Below are 17,948 nucleotides of genomic sequence, written 5' to 3'. Positions count from 1 at the left end.
ATGAGTGCTAACAGAGGTGATGTTCCTTGCTGACAGATCGTCAATTATTAATTTTGCAAATTATAATTGATGATTTTATTCAATATGCTCAGCCGGTTGGCTCCCGTTCTTTATCGAAAAAGGAATCGATTACGTTCAGCTCGGCTACAATCCGAAATGAAATGGCGGACTTGGAAGAATTAGGATTGATTGAAAAGACCCATACGTCATCAGGCAGAGTGCCGTCCGAAAAAGGGTATAGATACTATGTCGATCATTTATTGTCACCAAAAAAATTAACGAAAAAAGAAATTATGGCGATAAGATCCATTTTCGCCGAGAAAATATATGAATTAGAAACGCTTGTTCAAAAATCAGCTCAAATTTTATCTGAGCTTACAAGCTATACAGCGATTGTTTTAGGTCCGAAAGTTTCGGAGAACCGACTCAAACGTTTGCAAATCGTTCCAATTAACGAAGATAAGGCGGTTGCCATATTTGTAACGAACACAGGCCATGTTGAGAATAAAATGATTACTTTTCCAGAAAAAATAGACATGAGTGAACTGGAAAAAATCGTAAATATTTTAAATGAAAAGCTTGCCGGCGTGCCTCTAAGCGAATTAAAGGATAAAATATACAAGGAAATTGCAAACATTTTACGGAAGCATATTAGAAATTATGATATTTTATTAAAATTGATTACTGGCACGCTGAATGTAGGTCACGAAAAAATATATTTCGGAGGAAAAACGAATATTTTGAGCCAGCCGGAGTTCCGCGATGTCTCTCAAATTCAAACATTTTTAGATTTCATAGAACAAGAAGATGAACTGTATGATTTGCTAAAGACAAACCCGTCAGGCATTACGGTGAAAATTGGCACGGAAAATAAAATATCTGCTATGGAAAACTGCAGCTTAATTACTGCCACCTATTCAATTGGCGAGAAGCAAATCGGCACAGTCGCGGTGCTTGGCCCGAAACGAATGGATTATTCAAGGGTCATCAGCCTTTTAAAATTTTTCTCGAAAGATTTATCACAAGTTTTAACAAAGCTATATCAAGGATAGGATGGGGGAATTCTCCATCCCTTTTCCTTTGCACTTTAAGGGAGGTGAAATGATGGCAAACGATCAGACTGAAAAAGAACAAACAATCCAAGAAGAAGTTGAATACAATAACGAGAAAGCCGAAAACGAGAAAGAAGAAATGCCTGATCAAGAAGAATTGCGCCAAGAGGGCAGCCAAGAGGAAAAAGGTGAGGAACAATCTTCTTCAAATGCTGAAGAGGAATTGGTGAAAGCGAATGAAAAGATCGCTGAGCTTGAGGCAAAGCTGGAGGAAATGGAAAATCGCATGCTTAGAGCTCAGGCCGATTTTGAAAATTTTCGCCGGCGCAGCAGGCTTGATATGGAAGCACAGCAAAAATATCGTGCGCAAAGTTTAATATCAGATCTTTTGCCTGCTATTGATAATTTTGAACGGGCGTTGAAAATTGAGGCAGAGGATGAAAAAACAAAATCCGTTTTGCAGGGCATGGAAATGGTTTACCGTCAGATCCTTCAAGCACTTGAAAATGAAGGAGTTGAAGTGATCGAAGCGGTTGGGAAACCGTTTGATCCGCACCTTCATCAAGCGGTAATGCAAGTGAAAGACGAAAATTTCGAATCCAATGTTGTTGTGGAAGAGCTGCAAAAAGGCTACAAACTGAAAGACCGGGTTATTCGACCATCTATGGTAAAGGTTAATGAGTAATTACATATGATAATTAGCAGGAGGTTGTGATATATGGGTAAAATCATCGGTATTGACTTAGGAACAACGAACTCTTGTGTAGCGGTTCTAGAGGGCGGCGAACCGAAAGTGATTCCAAACCCAGAAGGAAACCGGACGACACCGTCGGTTGTTGCATTTAAAAACGGCGAGCGTCAAGTAGGTGAAATTGCAAAACGCCAAGCGATCACGAATCCAAATACAATTATTTCTATTAAACGCCACATGGGAACTGACTACAAAGTGGAGATTGACGGAAAAAAATATACACCACAGGAAATTTCTGCCATTATTTTGCAGCATTTAAAATCGTATGCAGAAGATTATTTAGGGGAAAAAGTAGAAAAAGCTGTCATTACTGTTCCTGCCTATTTTAACGATGCTCAGCGCCAAGCAACAAAAGATGCAGGAAGAATAGCCGGTCTTGAAGTTGAACGGATTATCAATGAGCCGACTGCAGCTGCTTTAGCTTACGGTCTTGACAAAATGGATGAAGATCAAACCATTTTAGTTTATGACTTGGGCGGCGGTACATTTGATGTGTCCATTCTTGAACTTGGGGACGGTGTTTTTGAAGTAAGAGCAACAGCGGGCGACAACCATCTCGGCGGTGATGACTTTGACCAAGTCATTATTGACTATTTAGTAGATCAATTTAAAAAAGAAAATGGCATTGATCTTTCCAAAGACAAAATGGCTCTGCAAAGATTGAAGGATGCTGCGGAAAAGGCGAAAAAAGACTTATCAGGCGTAACATCAACACAAATTTCTTTGCCGTTTATTACTGCAGGTGAACAAGGACCGCTTCATCTGGAAGTGACATTAACGCGGGCAAAATTTGAAGAATTGTCTGCGCATCTTGTAGAAAAAACTATGGGTCCTGTTCGCCAAGCATTGAGCGACGCTGGTTTAACGAAAAACGATATCGATAAAGTAATTTTAGTCGGAGGCTCCACTCGGATTCCTGCTGTTCAAGAAGCGATTAAAAAGGAAATTGGCAAAGAGCCTCATAAAGGCGTTAACCCGGACGAAGTCGTTGCGTTAGGTGCTGCAATTCAAGGCGGTGTCATCACAGGTGATGTGAAGGACGTTGTGCTCCTAGACGTTACTCCATTATCGCTTGGAATTGAAACGATGGGCGGAGTGTTTACAAAACTGATTGAACGGAACACTACGATCCCAACGAGCAAGTCGCAAATCTTTTCAACTGCTGCTGACAACCAAACTGCGGTCGATATTCACGTTCTGCAAGGGGAACGTCCGATGGCTGCTGACAATAAAACATTAGGACGCTTCCAATTAACAGATATCCCGCCTGCGCCGCGAGGAGTGCCGCAAATCGAGGTAACGTTTGATATCGACAAAAACGGAATTGTAAACGTAAGTGCTAAGGATTTAGGAACTGGAAAAGAACAAAAAATTACAATTAAATCATCCACGGGATTATCCGAAGAAGAAATTGAGCGCATGATTAAGGAAGCGGAAGAAAACGCTGAAGCTGACAAAAAACGAAAAGAACAGGCAGAATTGAGAAATGAAGCTGACCAGCTTGTCTTTACGACAGAGAAAACATTAAAAGAGCTGCAAGGAAAAGTTGATGAAGCAGAAGTGAAAAAAGCAAACGAAATAAAAGACGCATTAAAAGAAGCGATTGATAAAAATGATTTCGATCAAATAAAAGCGAAAAAAGAAGAACTTCAAGAAATCGTTCAAAACCTTTCTGTAAAACTTTATGAGGAAGCGGCTAAACAAGCACAGACAAATAATCAACAAAATAATTCTGAAAACAAAAATAAAAATGACGATGATGTGATTGACGCTGAATATAAAGAAGTAGATGACAAATAAAATGTTTTAATCTGAAAATGGATAAGTCAAAGTCAGGCATGTCTTGACTTTGACTTTTTTCAGTAAAGGCGGTTAACAGTTGCTTTCTTCCGTTTGTCAATGTTAAAATTTACTCTATGTGAGAAATCGGGAGTGTGAATATATGGCGAAGCGTGATTACTATGAGGTGCTTGGAGTTAGTAAGAACGCAACAAAAGAGGAGATTAAAAAAGCCTATCGCAAGCTGTCCAAAAAATATCATCCGGATATTAACAAAGACCCAGACGCGCCCGAAAAATTCAAAGAAGTAAAAGAAGCGTATGAAGTGTTAAGCGACGACACAAAAAGAGCCCAATATGACCGCTACGGTCATGCAGGTGCTACTCAAGGCTTCGGCGGCTTTAACGGTGAAGAATTTGAAGCGGATTTCGGGGGATTTGGATTTGATGACTTATTCAGTTCGATCTTTGGCGGAGGAAGAAGAAGAGATCCGAATGCTCCTCGAGCAGGTGCAGATATTCAATATACGATGACGATTTCATTTGAAGAAGCTGCGTTCGGAAAGGAAACGACAATTGAAATTCCTAGCGAAGAAACATGTGATACTTGCCACGGTTCAGGAGCGAAACCTGGTACTACTCCGGAAACTTGTCCGCATTGCGGAGGCTCGGGTCAAATCAGCTCAGAGCAGCGAACAGCTTTTGGTGTTTTTGTGAATCGGCGCGTTTGTTATCAATGTAACGGAACAGGTAAATTTATCAGACATCGCTGTACAACTTGTGGCGGCAGCGGAAAAGTGAAGAAACGCAGAAAAATCCAAGTAAAAATTCCAGCTGGTGTAGATGACGGTCAGCAGCTCCGCATACAAGGGAAAGGAGAGCCGGGAATTAACGGCGGTCCATCAGGTGATTTATATATTGTTTTCCACGTACAGGAACACGAATTTTTCGTCCGCGATGGTGATGACATCTATTGTGAAATGCCACTGACATTCGCACAAGCTGCGCTTGGAGATGAGATTGAAGTTCCTACTTTATACGGTAAAGTGAAATTAAAAATACCTGCAGGCACGCAGACAGGCCGAAAATTCAGACTGTCTGGAAAAGGGATCAAAAATGTTCACGGCCATGGCATAGGAGATCAATATGTAACTGTTCGCGTCGTTACACCAACTAACCTTACGGAAAAACAAAAAGAATTGCTGCGGGAATTTGCGGCTATCAGCGGGAATCAACCTGATGTACAGGAAGAAAGTTTTTTTGATAAAGTGAAGCGGGCGTTTAAAGGAGATTAAAGGATTGGGGTTACTAAAATGAAGTGGTCAGAGATTAGCATCCATACAACGGAAGAAGCGGTTGAACCTATCTCTAATATTTTACATGAAGCGGGTGCTGGTGGAGTAGTAATTGAAGATCCGTATGATCTTATAAAAGAAAGAGAAGATCAATATGGAGAAATATATCAGCTTGATCCTGAAGACTATCCTGATGAAGGTGTCATCATTAAAGCGTACCTTCCTGTGAATAGCTTTTTAGGCGAGACGGTGGAAGGGATAAAAGAACGGATAAATAACCTGCTGTTGTATGATATTGATTTGGGGCGGAACCATATTACAATTAGTGAAGTTAATGAGGAAGAATGGGCTACCGCTTGGAAGAAATATTACCGTCCTGTGAAGGTTTCAAAAAAATTTACGATTGTCCCCACATGGGAGCTGTATGAACCTGCTCACACCGATGAACTGATCATTGAATTGGATCCTGGTATGGCGTTTGGAACTGGAACCCATCCAACAACAGTTCTCTGCATACAAGCACTTGAAAAAAAGGTGCAAAAGGGAAATATTGTAATTGATGTCGGTACAGGGTCAGGCGTATTGAGCATCGCGAGTGCTTTGCTGGGGGCCGATAAAGTCATCGCACTTGATTTGGATCCAGTTGCAGTGGACAGCGCGCGATTAAATGTTAAATTGAATAAAGTGCAGCATCTTGTTCAAGTCAAGCAAAACAATTTGTTGGACGATATCGATGTTAAAGCGAACGTAATTGTTGCAAACATATTAGCTGAAGTCATATTGCGATTTGTTCGTGATGCGCATGAGCGTTTAGAAAACGGCGGTTATTTTATTACTTCCGGAATTATTCAAAACAAAAAACACGAAGTGGAGCAAGCTTTAATCGAAGCTGGTTTTACGATTGAAGAGACGATGACGATGGAAGATTGGGTCGCCTTTATCGCAAAAAAATAGAGGGATTGAAGATGCAGCGTTATTTTATTCATTATGCAAAAAATGAATTAACTGATATTATTGACATCACCGGGGAAGATGTCCACCACATTTCCCGGGTGATGCGGATGAAACAGAATGATCAAATTATATGTGTAACAAAGGATGGATATTCAGCCCTTTGCCAAATTGTTCAAATATCTGCCGATAAAGTATGCTGTTCCATTTTAGAGTGGATCGAGAACAATTCAGAGCTTCCGGTAAAAGTGATATTAGCGAATGGGCTGCCTAAAGGGGATAAATTGGAGCTCGTCATTCAAAAAGGGACGGAGCTTGGTGCTTCCAAGTTTATCCCTTTTAATGCTGCTCGTTCAATTGTAAAATTAAATGAAGGTAAAATAAATAAAAAATTAGAGCGGTGGAATAAAATTGCGAAAGAAGCTGCGGAACAGTCACATCGGACCATAATTCCTGAGGTGACGAAGCCAGCTTCATTAAAGGATGTCATTTCTTATGCTGCATCAGCCGATGTAAAAATTGTCGCTTATGAAGAGCATGCAAAAAAAGGTGAAACGAGCAATTTATTTCGTGCTTTAAATTCTTTGCAGCGGGGAGGATCATTATTCGCTGTTTTTGGACCAGAAGGAGGTTTTACAGCCGAGGAGATTAAGCAGTTATCCGATAACGGCTTTCTTTTATGCGGGCTAGGTCCGAGAATATTGCGGGCGGAAACGGCTCCTCTTTATTTATTATCTGCAGTATCCTATCATTTTGAACTGTCGAGGTGAAAAACATGCCGACTGTTGCTTTTCATACATTAGGATGTAAGGTAAATCATTATGAAACAGAAGCTATTTGGCAGCTATTTAAAGAAGCGGGATATGAGCGCCGGGATTTTGAAGCGATTGCGGATGTATATGTCATTAACACTTGTACGGTGACGAATACAGGTGATAAAAAAAGCCGCCAAGTAATACGGAGAGCGATCCGCAAAAACCCTGACAGTGTTATTTGCGTTACAGGTTGTTATGCGCAAACGGCACCCGCAGAAGTCATGGCCATTCCTGGGGTTGATATCGTTGTCGGTACACAAGATCGAAAAAAAATGCTCGATTATATTGAGCAGTTTAAGAAGGAGCGCCAGCCGATCAACGGTGTGACAAACATTATGAAAGCTCGGGTATTCGAGGAGATGGACGTACCTTCCTTTACAGACCGGACGCGGGCGTCTTTAAAAATACAAGAAGGCTGCAATAATTTTTGCACGTTTTGTATTATTCCTTGGGCACGCGGTCTCATGCGGAGCCGGGATCCAAAAGAAGTGATTAAACAGGCTCAAAAGCTGGTGGATGCTGGATATAAAGAAATTGTTTTAACCGGCATCCATACAGGAGGATATGGGGAAGATTTAAAAGATTATAATTTTGCGCAGCTTCTTCGCGATATTGATGCTGAAGTGAAAGGATTAAAGCGGCTTAGAATTTCTTCAATTGAAGCGAGCCAAATAACTGATGAAGTAATTGAAGTGCTGAAAACGTCCGATAAAATTGTCCGCCATTTGCATATACCGCTTCAATCAGGATCAAACAGCGTCTTAAAGCGGATGCGCCGTAAATATACGACGGAATTTTATGCTGAGCGTCTGAAACGGCTGCGGGAAGCTTTGCCTGGGCTTGCGGTAACTTCTGATGTGATTGTAGGTTTCCCGGGTGAAACGGAAGAAGAATTTATGGAAACATACAACTTTGTTAAAGAACACCGTTATTCTGAGCTTCATGTTTTCCCTTATTCGAAGCGGACAGGAACACCAGCTGCCCGAATGGAAAATCAAGTTGACGAAGACATAAAAAACGAACGCGTACACCGGCTGATCGCATTAAGCGATCAACTAGCAAAAGAATATGCCTCAAAATTTGAGGGACAAGTACTGGAGGTTATTCCAGAAGAACCTTATAAAGAAGCTCCAGACAGCGGCAAATATGAAGGATATACGGACAATTATTTAAAAGTTGTTTTTCCGGCGACGAAAGAGATGGTTGGGAAAATTGTGAAGGTGAAATTAACTAAGGCTGGCTATCCATATAATGAAGGGCAAGTAGTCCGTATAGTCGATGAAGACTATTTACAGAAGTCTTCTTAATCTAGCTTTTTCTTGCGTAAAACAGACTTTGATGTAAGCTGTACCACTTTTTATGAAGGGAGCCTTCTCATGAAAAGGGATATTGCGAAGTATATTGACCATACTGTTTTAAAGCCGGATGTCACGCAGGCAGATATTGAAAAGCTTTGTTTTGAGGCGAAGGAGTACGGATTTGCATCTGTCTGTGTTAACCCCGTATGGGTGGAAACAGCAGCTAATTTGCTGCAAAAATCAGATGTGAAAGTTTGCTCAGTGATTGGTTTTCCGCTTGGAGCAACAACTACTGAAGTAAAGGCATATGAAACGACAGAGTTGGTTCAAAAAGGTGCAGCGGAATTAGATATGGTGATAAACATCAGCGCATTAAAGGATCAGCGTTATCATGCAGTTGAAGAAGATATTCGTGCTGTCGTTGAAGCGGCAAACGGAAAAGCTTTGATAAAGGTGATTATTGAAACATGTCTATTAAATGTTGATGAGAAAAGAAAAGCGTGTGAGCTAGCTGTAAAAGCCGGAGCAGATTTTGTCAAAACATCGACAGGATTTTCTACCGGTGGTGCAACAGTTGACGATGTGAAGCTTATGCGTGCAGTAGTAGGTCCGAAATTCGGCGTGAAAGCATCTGGCGGAATCCGCGATTATAAAACTGCGATCATGATGATAGAAGCCGGTGCGACAAGAATTGGTACTAGTTCTGGAGTGGCGATTATAAAAGGAAGTGAACGTTAATCTATTATAATCACAGAATTGCTGGATTTTTTACATTTAGTTTAAAAAAGTTTTCCCGCAGTTTGTTGCGGGATTATTTTTTTATCCATGCTGAAATAGTTTTTGTCCACCATAATACAAAATTTGCATATTGATTCGCAAACGGGAGAATGATTAAAGAAGTTATCAAGTTAAAAATCAGACTAAAGTGAGCGATTTGGAAATCTGGTTCATTTGTTAACAATTTTAAATTATTTGCGAAAAAAGGAATAAGCGGAACGAACAGGATCACTCCAAACACATTCAGCCAAAGATGGGCAAAAGCAGTATATTTCGCTTCTTGTTTAGAGCCGATCGAGGCCAATAAAGCTGTAATGCAGGTGCCGATATTTGCGCCGAGAACAAAAGCTAATCCTGTTTCTAATGGCAGCAGCTGTTCGTTCATAAAGCTCATGACAATTCCGATTAATGCAGTTGATGATTGAATAATTCCGGTGAAGACCGCGCTTATTCCGACAGAAAAAAGCAAATGGTCACTCGATTTGGCAAGTAGATCAGACATAACCTGCAGGTCAGACAAAAGAAAAGCAGCTTTTTCAAACCCGTTCAAAGCTAAAAAAATACACGATATGCCGAAGCATGAACAGCCTAATGAAAATAAAATTCTGTTTTTAAAAAGCATGAGAAGAAGAGAAATTGCAAACATCATCCCTAAATAGTCATCTATTTCAACGGCTAGAAATTCGGTCGTAAAGGTCGTCCCGACATTGGAACCTAAAATAATTCCAATTGCATCTTTAAACTTTAACAAACCAGCGGAAACAAAACTAACTGTAATCACCATCACTAGAGAACTGCTATGAACAAGAGCTGTTGCAATCATGCCGGTTAGAAAGGATTTGATTGGGGCATTCGTGCAGTTGTACAGCCATTTCTCCAGCTGCCTATGGGACATTTGCTGAAATCCGTATTTCATCATTGCCATTCCGCAAAAAAATAAAAGGAAACAAGAAAAACATAATAACAGCAATTGCATTCCCATGAAAACCACCTCATCAACAGTCTATGGACAAGGTGTCACAATAAGACCTTATGAACGAGTAATTTTTTTCAATCGAACTAGTTATATTTTTTCAGACAGCTGTTTAGCGGCTTTCAAACGATCTTGAATCATTTCCTTATATACATGATGAATTTGGAAATTCTTCCATACAAAAGCTGATATAAAACAGTCTTGTAAACCTGTCCGATAAAAAAAAGTCATAAGGAATAGGAAAGATGTTTTGAACATTGACCAAATAAATCGATTATATTATACTAACTTAGTAAATGTTCTTTTTGATAAGGAACATGAACTGGCTTTGTTCGGAGGGAGGGAAAAAGGATGTCTAAAACGATCGTACGTAAAAACGAATCGCTTGAGGATGCTCTTCGCCGCTTCAGACGCCAAGTATCAAAAACTGGTACTTTGCAGGAATATAGAAAGCGCGAATTTTATGAGAAGCCTAGCGTAAGACGCAAGAAAAAATCTGAAGCTGCAAGAAAGCGTAAATATTAAAAGAGGGTGTATATTAATTATGGGTCTTCTTGAGCGTTTAAATCAAGATATGAAGCAAGCGATGAAAAATAAAGAGAAAGATCGCCTTTCAGTCATTCGCATGGTAAAAGCATCCTTGCAAAATGAAGCGATTAAACTCGGAAAAAGTGAGTTGACTGAAGAAGAGGAATTAACGGTACTTTCTCGAGAATTAAAGCAACGTAAAGACTCCCTCCAAGAATTTGAAAATGCAGGTCGTTCAGATTTAGTTGAAAAAGTGAAAGCTGAAATTGCAGTAATAACTGAATATATGCCTGAGCAATTATCTGAAGAGGAATTAATACAAATTATTAAAACAACAATTTCGGAAGTGAACGCAACGTCCAAATCCGATATGGGAAAAGTAATGGGAGCCGTTATGCCAAAAGTAAAAGGAAAAGCAGATGGCTCGCTTGTCAATAAATTGGTTCAGGGTTTGCTTTCATAATTCGAGTAAAAAGCTTGCCGCTTTCTATGTGCGGCAAGCTTTTAAGTTTTTGCAGCGGATTCATCCTATGGACTGCGGCAGTCGATTAATGAATGTAGCTGCCTTGCAATTCATCAATAGTGGTTCAGTTGTTGATAGCAAGCTTGTCGGCGAAAGAATATAGCTGCTATGCAAATGTCCGCAAAAAATTGAGCAGAGGGCAACAATGAAGGAAAACATTCGGAAAGATCGCTGATCTCAATGAAGATTATCGGGAAAATACGGCGGCAATAAAGGAAAACCTATCGAAAAGAGCACACGTCTATCTAGCTGTGAGAACAGGGAAAAACGACAGCACTATTTGCTCTGAAAGGGAAAGGATTTATTTCGGAGTTAACCCAAATATTTTCATTGAAACCTCAATGGGATCAACATGACGGAGCGTATAAGCGGCGCATGAGCTGTTCATACGCTCTTTTTTGATGAAGGGAAAACCGTTCTATCCATATAGTTTGAGCAGTTTTTCTTTTGACATCATTAAATATTTCGGCGGCCGCTTCAAGCTATCGAAACGATATTGAATGATGAAATACATAGGGGTAAATGTCAAAAGCTTATACCATTTATAAAATGGATTTTGAATGGCAAACGTTTCAAAGCCCAGCCGTTCAGAGCCTTTATTTAAAATAGTTATTCCAATAATCCCTTTCACATTGTGAAATTGTGAATGATTCCGCAAGTATTGAACGATATTTGGCAGCCCTTTTTCTGTTTTAGAGTAAATGTATCTTCCTTTTTGAATTTCGCTCTTAAAATGATTCAGTTCCTTCATTAAATAGACGTTATGAAGATGTATTTTTAACAGAAGATCATTTTTTTTAATTTTTGTACCGTCTGAAAGAATTATTTCCCTTCCTTTATATTTTGTCAATCGAACCCGGAAAATGTCACGATTATTCTCCTTGTCCCTCACATACTCAAGCCGCGAACAAAGGTAATAAATGGGATCCAATAGGCACCAAAACTTAAAAAAACAATATCTCAACCTTCCCATTTGCAACACCTTTCACTTTTTTTCTTACAGTTTATTTTTTAGCATACGAATTGTTTTTATTTATAAAAAATTTTTTTCGAATAGCCATGAGAAATTAAGAAAAAACTTTTAAAGAACTCCATCAATAACAATGGTGAGCGATATGAAAAAAATTTTATATCTTCCTTTTTTGACCATACCTTCAGGCCATCATCAAACAGCTGATGCCCTAATGGAAGGGTTGTTACGGCTTGATCCTGACATTCATTGCGAAAAAATGGACCTTTTGTCATCGAAATTTGGAAAAATAGAAAGGCTGATATCTTCCTTTTATTTGCAATGGATTGGCCGTTTTCCTAAATCATACAGCCATATGTACCACAGGTCAGTGCTCGCGGAACAAAAGAGCGCCAAAAGGTTTTTCCATTATGAGGCACTTTTTCTCCGGCATTTAAAAAAGATCATTGATGAATTGAATCCGAAAATGATTGTTTGTACCCATGCTCTTCCTTCCTACTTGCTTGCCAGGCTGAAAGCCTCTTCTCAAATCAACATCCCTGTTATCAATGTATACACAGATTTTTTTATTCATCACCTTTGGGGAAAAAGAGAAATTGACTATCATTTTGTCGGTCACTCATATATGAAAGATTATTTGCTCGAAAAAGGTATAAAAAAAGAACAGATTTTTGTTACAGGGATTCCTATTCACCCAACTTTTACAAAAAGGAAAGATGAACATGTACATAGCATGCGCTTTTATCGAGGATTAATTTCGGGAGGAAGTTCAGGCGTCGGTTCAATAGAGAAGATAACGGAAAAAATCAGCCGCGATGATGATATCCATTATATGGTGTTATGCGGAAAAAACAGAAAGCTTTATGATCGATTAATAAAACAAAACCATCCACGAATTACTCCTTTACCTTACATCTCTTCAAGAGAACAAATGAACGATCTGTACAATCGCGTCGATTTTATCATGACAAAGCCCGGGGGTGTGACAATCAGCGAATGTTTATACAAAAAAATTCCTATATTTGTATACCACACTCTTCCAGGACAGGAAGAAATAAATTTGGAGAAATTAACGAAATTCGGGATGGTGTTTGATTTTCGAAATTGGCAAGAGGAAACAAATATTTCGGCCTCCATTATTCGAGCGCTGCAATCTAAGCAGCTATCAAAATTTTTATCGAAAGTGGATGAATATCATAAAAGTTTAGCTCCGATTGAACCAGCGGGATTGATCAAACGTTTAATGAATGAATAGCTCCTGGAAGCCATTAAAGCTTCTAGGAGCATTAGTTTGAAAATTATTTATCGATAAAGGGATGACCCGCCCTCTATAAATTCTTTTGCTTTTTGCCTCAAACCTTCCTGAACGAAATCAGAATCACTTGAACCGGCCATTTTTCTTAAATTGTGGGAAATTTTCATCGAGCAAAATTTTGGACCGCACATAGAACAAAAATGGGCAATTTTCGCTCCTTCTGCCGGCAAAGTTTCGTCATGATATTCGCGTGCCCGTTCAGGATCGAGAGAAAGATTAAATTGGTCGTTCCAGCGAAATTCAAAACGGGCTTTTGATAAAGCATCATCCCTTATTTGGGCGCCTGGATGCCCTTTTGCCAAATCTGCGGCATGGGCTGCAATTTTATAAGCAACAACACCTTGGCGCACATCCTCTTTATTGGGAAGGCCTAAATGCTCTTTCGGAGTTACATAACATAGCATGGCCGTTCCGTACCAGCCGATCATGGCTGCTCCAATGGCTGACGTAATATGATCATAGCCGGGAGCAATATCGGTCGTTAATGGACCGAGGGTATAAAAAGGAGCCCCTTTGCAAATTTCATTTTCTAAATCAACATTTTCTTTAATTTTATGCATCGGAATGTGCCCAGGGCCTTCGATCATGACTTGGACATCATGTTTCCAGGCGATTTCCGTCAATTCACCGAGCGTTTTCAATTCGGCAAATTGCGCTTCATCATTGGCATCTCGAATAGATCCGGGACGCAAGCCGTCACCTAATGAAACGGCAATATCATATGTTTTTAAAATTTCGCAAATCTCTTCAAAATGAGTGTATAAAAAGTTTTCTTGATGATGCGCCATACACCACTGCGCCATGATCGAACCGCCGCGGGATACGATTCCGGTCGTCCGTTTGACGGTCAAAGGGATATAGCGAAGCAGCACGCCGGCATGTATAGTAAAATAATCGACCCCTTGTTCTGCTTGCTCAATTAATGTATCACGGTAAATTTCCCATGTTAACTCTTCAGCAACGCCATTTACTTTTTCGAGCGCTTGGTAAATCGGGACGGTTCCAACCGGCACGGGCGAGTTGCGGATGATAAATTCTCTTGTTGCATGAATATTTTTTCCTGTTGACAGGTCCATAATTGTGTCAGCGCCCCAGCGGATGGCCCAAAGCATCTTCTCAACTTCTTCTTCGATTGACGATGTTACAGCTGAATTGCCAATGTTGGCATTAATTTTTACATGAAAGTTCCGGCCGATGATCATCGGTTCACTTTCCGGGTGATTAATGTTGGACGGAATAATGGCCCTGCCGGCAGCGACTTCTTGACGAACGAATTCAGGATCCATGTTTTCACGAATCGCCACAAACTCCATCTCTGGGGTGATGATCCCCTTTTTTGCATAGTGCATTTGTGTAACGACAGCACCTTTTTTTGCTTTGAAAGGCTTTCGATGAAAAGGTGTGGCAATATTGTGATCTTCCCAATTGCGAAATCCATTATCTTCAGGCTTTACCTGGCGCCCGTCATATTCTACAACATCATGACGGTCTAAAATCCACTGTTTGCGCACAGCCGGCAAACCTTTATGAATATCTGCCTGAAAATCAGGATCTGTATAGGGACCGCTCGTGTCATAAACCTTTACAGGTTCATTTTCAAACGTTCCCGCTTCCGTTTTCGTGGGAGTTAATTGAATTTCCCTCATCGGAACCCGAATATCGGGTCTCGACCCAGTCACATAAATTTTTTTGCTTGCTGGAAACTGCATGTTTTCGAAATAATGTTTCATTTTTCTCCTCCTCCATTTTTTTATCTGAAGATGTGCATAGAAAAATAGGAGGGGAGATGGGACGTGAAAAATAAAAACGGGTTCGCTTTAGCACGAACCCGATCAATTCAATATAGAAAAAGAAGGCAATAAAATACTCCCGCTACCTACTTCCCTACGCTGGCATCATCCAGATCAGGTTCAAAGGGTTGAAGAACTTCAGGCGCGTTCTTCTCTCAGTCCAGCTAATTGGACACCCCTAGTAGATGGTTATATATTTTTTTTAATAGTAACATAATATGAAAAATAATGAAAATATTTTTTCGTTTCATGTTTGTTTGCAGAATTGTTGATTTTTGAAACTTTCTGCACAATTGTCCGTAATAATATTAGGCAAAAAATAAGGGGGGAGAGGCCTGAAATCAAACAATAAGTTTTTCGCTATTTGCGCTCTGCTGCTCATCTTGTCGATTATTTGTGCGTCTTTTGATGCCAAATCAGCTGAAGGGAAAACAGTTTATTTTATTCCGATTGAAAATACAATTGAAAAAGGATTGGTGCATTTTATTAAACGATCCATTCAGGAGGCGGAAAAAGAAAAGGCGGATGTCATTGTTTTTGAATTGAACACTCCTGGCGGTGCTTTAGAGGCAGCGATAGAAATAGGCAAAATGATTATGGATACAGATATCAAAACAATCGCTTATGTAAATAAACATGCGATTTCCGCAGGGGCTTATATAGCATTAAGGGCTGATCAAATATATTACCATCCTGGCGGTACCATTGGGTCAGCGGCTGTCATTGACTCCAATGGCAATGCTGCAGAAGTAAAAGTGCAATCGTTTTGGAAAGCAGAGATGAGAAATGCTGCTGAGGTTCATGGCAGAGACCCTATGTTCGCTGAGGCGATGGTAGACAGCAGCTTGGATATGCCCGAATATGGTGCAGAAAAAGGAGAATTACTAACATTAACAGCAAAACAAGCGATGGAAGTCGGGTATGGTGAAGGCATCGCCAAAAGCCGGGCAAAGCTTTTGAAATCGATCGGAATGGAAGGTGCAAAAGTCCAGGAGACTGAGGAGACGTTTGCTGAAAAAATAGCCCGTTTTGTAACAAACATGTATACCATTCCGATATTATTAACGATTAGCGGTTTAGGGTTTGTGTTAGAATTGTACACTCCTGGGTTTGGCATTCCTGGTTTTATTGGACTATTGGCACTGTTTTTGTTTTTCTTCGGTCATTTTATTGCAGGGCTTGCGGGATTGGAAACGGTTGTTTTGTTCGTGCTTGGGGTACTGCTTATAATTGCAGAGTTGTTTGTTCCAGGAGGAATTATTGGAGCAATCGGTTTTCTTTCAGTCCTTTTAAGTTTATTTTTAGCAGCTGATCATATAGGACATATGGCGGTTTCTCTTTTTATTGCCGGTTCCATTTCGATATTCACAATATTCATCATGTCAAAGGTGATTGGTAAGCGTATGAAATGGTTTAAAAAAATTATTTTAAATGATTCAATCAGCACGGAGAAAGGTTATGTATCCAATCAAAATCGTACAGATTTAATTGGGAAAACGGGTGTAACTGTGACTGCTTTACGACCGGCAGGAACAGTAATGACCGATGGAGAGGAAAGATTGGATGTTGTGACAGAAGGAACGTATATTGAGAAAGGAAAAAAAGTGAAAATTGTTAAAGTAGAAGGCTCACGAATTGTTGTAAGAGCTATTAATGAAAATGAATAGGAGGTAGGTATATCACATGGACGTAACATTTTTTCTTTTACTAGGTCTTATCGTATTAGGTCTTATTTTGCTTGGCATCTTGTTCTCTTTTGTGCCGATTATGCTCTGGATTTCAGCTCTGGCAGCTGGCGTTCGCATCAGTATTTTGACTCTTATTGGAATGAGGCTGCGCAGAGTCATTCCAAGTCGAGTGATCAATCCGTTAATTAAAGCGCATAAAGCCGGCCTTGATGTCACAACGAATCAATTGGAAAGCCATTATTTGGCAGGAGGAAATGTCGATCGAGTTGTCAACGCATTAATTGCAGCTGAAAGAGCTAATATTGAATTGAGCTTTGAACGTTGTGCTGCGATTGATTTAGCGGGAAGAGACGTGCTTGAAGCCGTTCAAATGAGCGTAAATCCGAAAGTAATCGAAACCCCGTTTATTGCAGGGGTTGCCATGGACGGAATTGAAGTGAAAGCAAAAGCCCGCATCACGGTGCGAGCCAATATTGACCGGCTTGTTGGTGGTGCCGGGGAAGAAACGATTATCGCACGTGTAGGTGAAGGAATTGTCAGCACCATTGGTTCTTCTGATGATCATAAAAAAGTGCTGGAAAACCCTGATATGATTTCGCAAACAGTTTTAAACAAAGGACTCGATTCAGGAACAGCCTTTGAAATTTTATCCATCGACATCGCGGACGTTGATATCGGCAAAAACATCGGTGCGATCCTGCAGACAGATCAAGCGGAAGCGGACAAAAACATCGCGCAAGCTAAAGCGGAGGAACGCAGGGCGATGGCGGTGGCAAGAGAGCAGGAAATGCGCGCTAAAGTTGAAGAAATGCGGGCAAAAGTTGTTGAGGCGGAAGCGCAAGTTCCGCTTGCAATGGCGGAAGCTTTAAAATCAGGAAATATTGGAGTTATGGATTATATGAACATCAAAAACATTACCGCTGATACAAATATGCGTGATTCTATCGGAAAAATGACAAAAAACTCTGCTGGTGATGAAGAAGAATGATCTTTCTGCCCATCAAAGGAGGTGTCATATGGAAATATTTGAAAATCCACTGTTCATTTTTATTTTAATCGGGATTATTTCTTCTTTGTTTGGCAGAAATAAAAAAGATCAAGAGCAGCAGAAAAAAAGGAAACAAGTTGCAAAACAAACGAAACAAAGGATAAAAAATGTTTCGACAAGCCCTCCAAATGAATGGAATCAAATTCAAAATGTACACACAGGCCTATCCAGCCAACTAAAAAAAGCTGAAAAAGACAAATCGAATATGAAATCTTTTCATAATAAAAATAAAAAACAGAAACCATCAGCTTTACACATGCATTCAGCTGCAAAAGGAGTCATTTGGAGCGTCATTTTAGATGAACCCCGATCCAAAAAGCCCCATCGGTCGAATTTCATAAAATAAATGAATTAATGGTGTTAATCCCCTTTTGTCTCTCATAAATATGAGGATGA

General features: G+C 40.0%; 17 protein-coding genes and 1 riboswitch. Of the genes, 14 read left to right on the top strand and 3 right to left on the bottom strand.

Annotated elements, in window-relative coordinates:
- Positions 1 to 26: 26 nt before the first annotated feature.
- The 8 genes from hrcA (at position 27) to deoC (ending at position 8,678) form a co-directional block, all read left to right on the top strand.
- Entirely contained in the window at positions 27 to 1,052 is a 1,026-nt protein-coding gene (gene hrcA / locus NSU19_RS13510; protein ID WP_063388023.1) for a heat-inducible transcriptional repressor HrcA, read from the top strand.
- Positions 1,053 to 1,104: 52 nt separating this feature from the next.
- Complete coding sequence (grpE, locus tag NSU19_RS13505) at positions 1,105 to 1,737, top strand: nucleotide exchange factor GrpE (RefSeq protein WP_261308784.1); 633 nt, start codon at positions 1,105 to 1,107, stop codon at positions 1,735 to 1,737.
- Between the two features lie 33 nt (positions 1,738 to 1,770).
- Positions 1,771 to 3,603, top strand: coding sequence for a molecular chaperone DnaK (dnaK, locus tag NSU19_RS13500; protein ID WP_063388025.1), 1,833 nt, complete (start codon positions 1,771 to 1,773; stop codon positions 3,601 to 3,603).
- Positions 3,604 to 3,745: 142 nt separating this feature from the next.
- Complete coding sequence (dnaJ, locus tag NSU19_RS13495; RefSeq protein WP_063388026.1) at positions 3,746 to 4,876, top strand: molecular chaperone DnaJ; 1,131 nt, start codon at positions 3,746 to 3,748, stop codon at positions 4,874 to 4,876.
- 18 nt (positions 4,877 to 4,894) lie between these two features.
- Positions 4,895 to 5,830, top strand: a complete 936-nt coding sequence (gene prmA / locus NSU19_RS13490; protein ID WP_063388027.1) for a 50S ribosomal protein L11 methyltransferase — start codon at positions 4,895 to 4,897, stop codon at positions 5,828 to 5,830.
- 11 nt (positions 5,831 to 5,841) lie between these two features.
- Complete coding sequence (locus NSU19_RS13485; RefSeq protein WP_339196873.1) at positions 5,842 to 6,597, top strand: 16S rRNA (uracil(1498)-N(3))-methyltransferase; 756 nt, start codon at positions 5,842 to 5,844, stop codon at positions 6,595 to 6,597.
- A gap of 5 nt (positions 6,598 to 6,602) precedes the next feature.
- Positions 6,603 to 7,949, top strand: coding sequence for a tRNA (N(6)-L-threonylcarbamoyladenosine(37)-C(2))-methylthiotransferase MtaB (mtaB, locus tag NSU19_RS13480; RefSeq protein WP_063388029.1), 1,347 nt, complete (start codon positions 6,603 to 6,605; stop codon positions 7,947 to 7,949).
- 69 nt (positions 7,950 to 8,018) lie between these two features.
- Complete coding sequence (gene deoC, locus NSU19_RS13475) at positions 8,019 to 8,678, top strand: deoxyribose-phosphate aldolase (protein WP_063388030.1); 660 nt, start codon at positions 8,019 to 8,021, stop codon at positions 8,676 to 8,678.
- Positions 8,679 to 8,751: 73 nt separating this feature from the next.
- Here the strand turns inward: deoC and NSU19_RS13470 are convergent, their stop codons facing one another.
- Positions 8,752 to 9,699: a Na/Pi symporter gene (locus NSU19_RS13470; RefSeq protein ID WP_130157933.1), complete on the bottom strand. Its 948-nt coding sequence runs from the start codon at positions 9,697 to 9,699 to the stop codon at positions 8,752 to 8,754.
- 342 nt (positions 9,700 to 10,041) lie between these two features.
- On the opposite strand from NSU19_RS13470, the gene rpsU reads away from it, so the two are divergent.
- Together rpsU and NSU19_RS13460 are read left to right on the top strand one after the other, a co-directional pair.
- Positions 10,042 to 10,215, top strand: a complete 174-nt coding sequence (rpsU, locus tag NSU19_RS13465; RefSeq protein WP_063388032.1) for a 30S ribosomal protein S21 — start codon at positions 10,042 to 10,044, stop codon at positions 10,213 to 10,215.
- Positions 10,216 to 10,234: 19 nt separating this feature from the next.
- Entirely contained in the window at positions 10,235 to 10,681 is a 447-nt protein-coding gene (locus NSU19_RS13460; protein ID WP_339196868.1) for a GatB/YqeY domain-containing protein, read from the top strand.
- Positions 10,682 to 11,159: 478 nt separating this feature from the next.
- Here NSU19_RS13460 and NSU19_RS13455 read toward each other — a convergent pair whose 3' ends face one another.
- Positions 11,160 to 11,714, bottom strand: coding sequence for a hypothetical protein (locus NSU19_RS13455; protein WP_339196866.1), 555 nt, complete (start codon positions 11,712 to 11,714; stop codon positions 11,160 to 11,162).
- A gap of 142 nt (positions 11,715 to 11,856) precedes the next feature.
- Here NSU19_RS13455 and NSU19_RS13450 point away from each other — a divergent pair, with 142 nt between their 5' ends.
- Positions 11,857 to 12,966 (top strand): galactosyldiacylglycerol synthase, encoded by a 1,110-nt coding sequence (locus tag NSU19_RS13450; RefSeq protein WP_339196864.1) that lies wholly within the window; start codon positions 11,857 to 11,859, stop codon positions 12,964 to 12,966.
- Positions 12,967 to 13,013: 47 nt separating this feature from the next.
- On the opposite strand, the gene thiC is transcribed toward NSU19_RS13450, so the two are convergent.
- Positions 13,014 to 14,756 carry a phosphomethylpyrimidine synthase ThiC gene (gene thiC, locus NSU19_RS13445; RefSeq protein ID WP_063388035.1) on the bottom strand — a complete coding sequence of 581 codons (1,743 nt, stop codon included), beginning with the start codon at positions 14,754 to 14,756 and terminating at the stop codon, positions 13,014 to 13,016.
- Between the two features lie 134 nt (positions 14,757 to 14,890).
- Positions 14,891 to 15,006: riboswitch (TPP riboswitch) on the bottom strand.
- Positions 15,007 to 15,199: 193 nt separating this feature from the next.
- On the opposite strand from thiC, the gene NSU19_RS13440 reads away from it, so the two are divergent.
- The 3 genes from NSU19_RS13440 to NSU19_RS13430 are packed head-to-tail and all read left to right on the top strand — an operon-like array spanning position 15,200 to position 17,898.
- Positions 15,200 to 16,483 (top strand): NfeD family protein, encoded by a 1,284-nt coding sequence (locus NSU19_RS13440; protein WP_339196862.1) that lies wholly within the window; start codon positions 15,200 to 15,202, stop codon positions 16,481 to 16,483.
- A gap of 16 nt (positions 16,484 to 16,499) precedes the next feature.
- On the top strand, positions 16,500 to 17,492 hold the full coding sequence (floA, locus tag NSU19_RS13435) for a flotillin-like protein FloA (protein WP_339193102.1): 993 nt from the start codon (positions 16,500 to 16,502) through the stop codon (positions 17,490 to 17,492).
- 28 nt (positions 17,493 to 17,520) lie between these two features.
- Positions 17,521 to 17,898, top strand: coding sequence for a hypothetical protein (locus NSU19_RS13430; RefSeq protein WP_339196860.1), 378 nt, complete (start codon positions 17,521 to 17,523; stop codon positions 17,896 to 17,898).
- The last annotated feature ends 50 nt before the right edge of the window (positions 17,899 to 17,948 follow it).

This window comes from Aeribacillus sp. FSL k6-2211 (assembly GCF_037966125.1).
In the GTDB taxonomy this organism is placed as follows: domain Bacteria; phylum Bacillota; class Bacilli; order Bacillales; family Aeribacillaceae; genus Aeribacillus; species Aeribacillus composti.
Note: the sequence above shows the minus strand (reverse complement) of the source record. Positions and strands in the feature narration are given on the sequence as shown.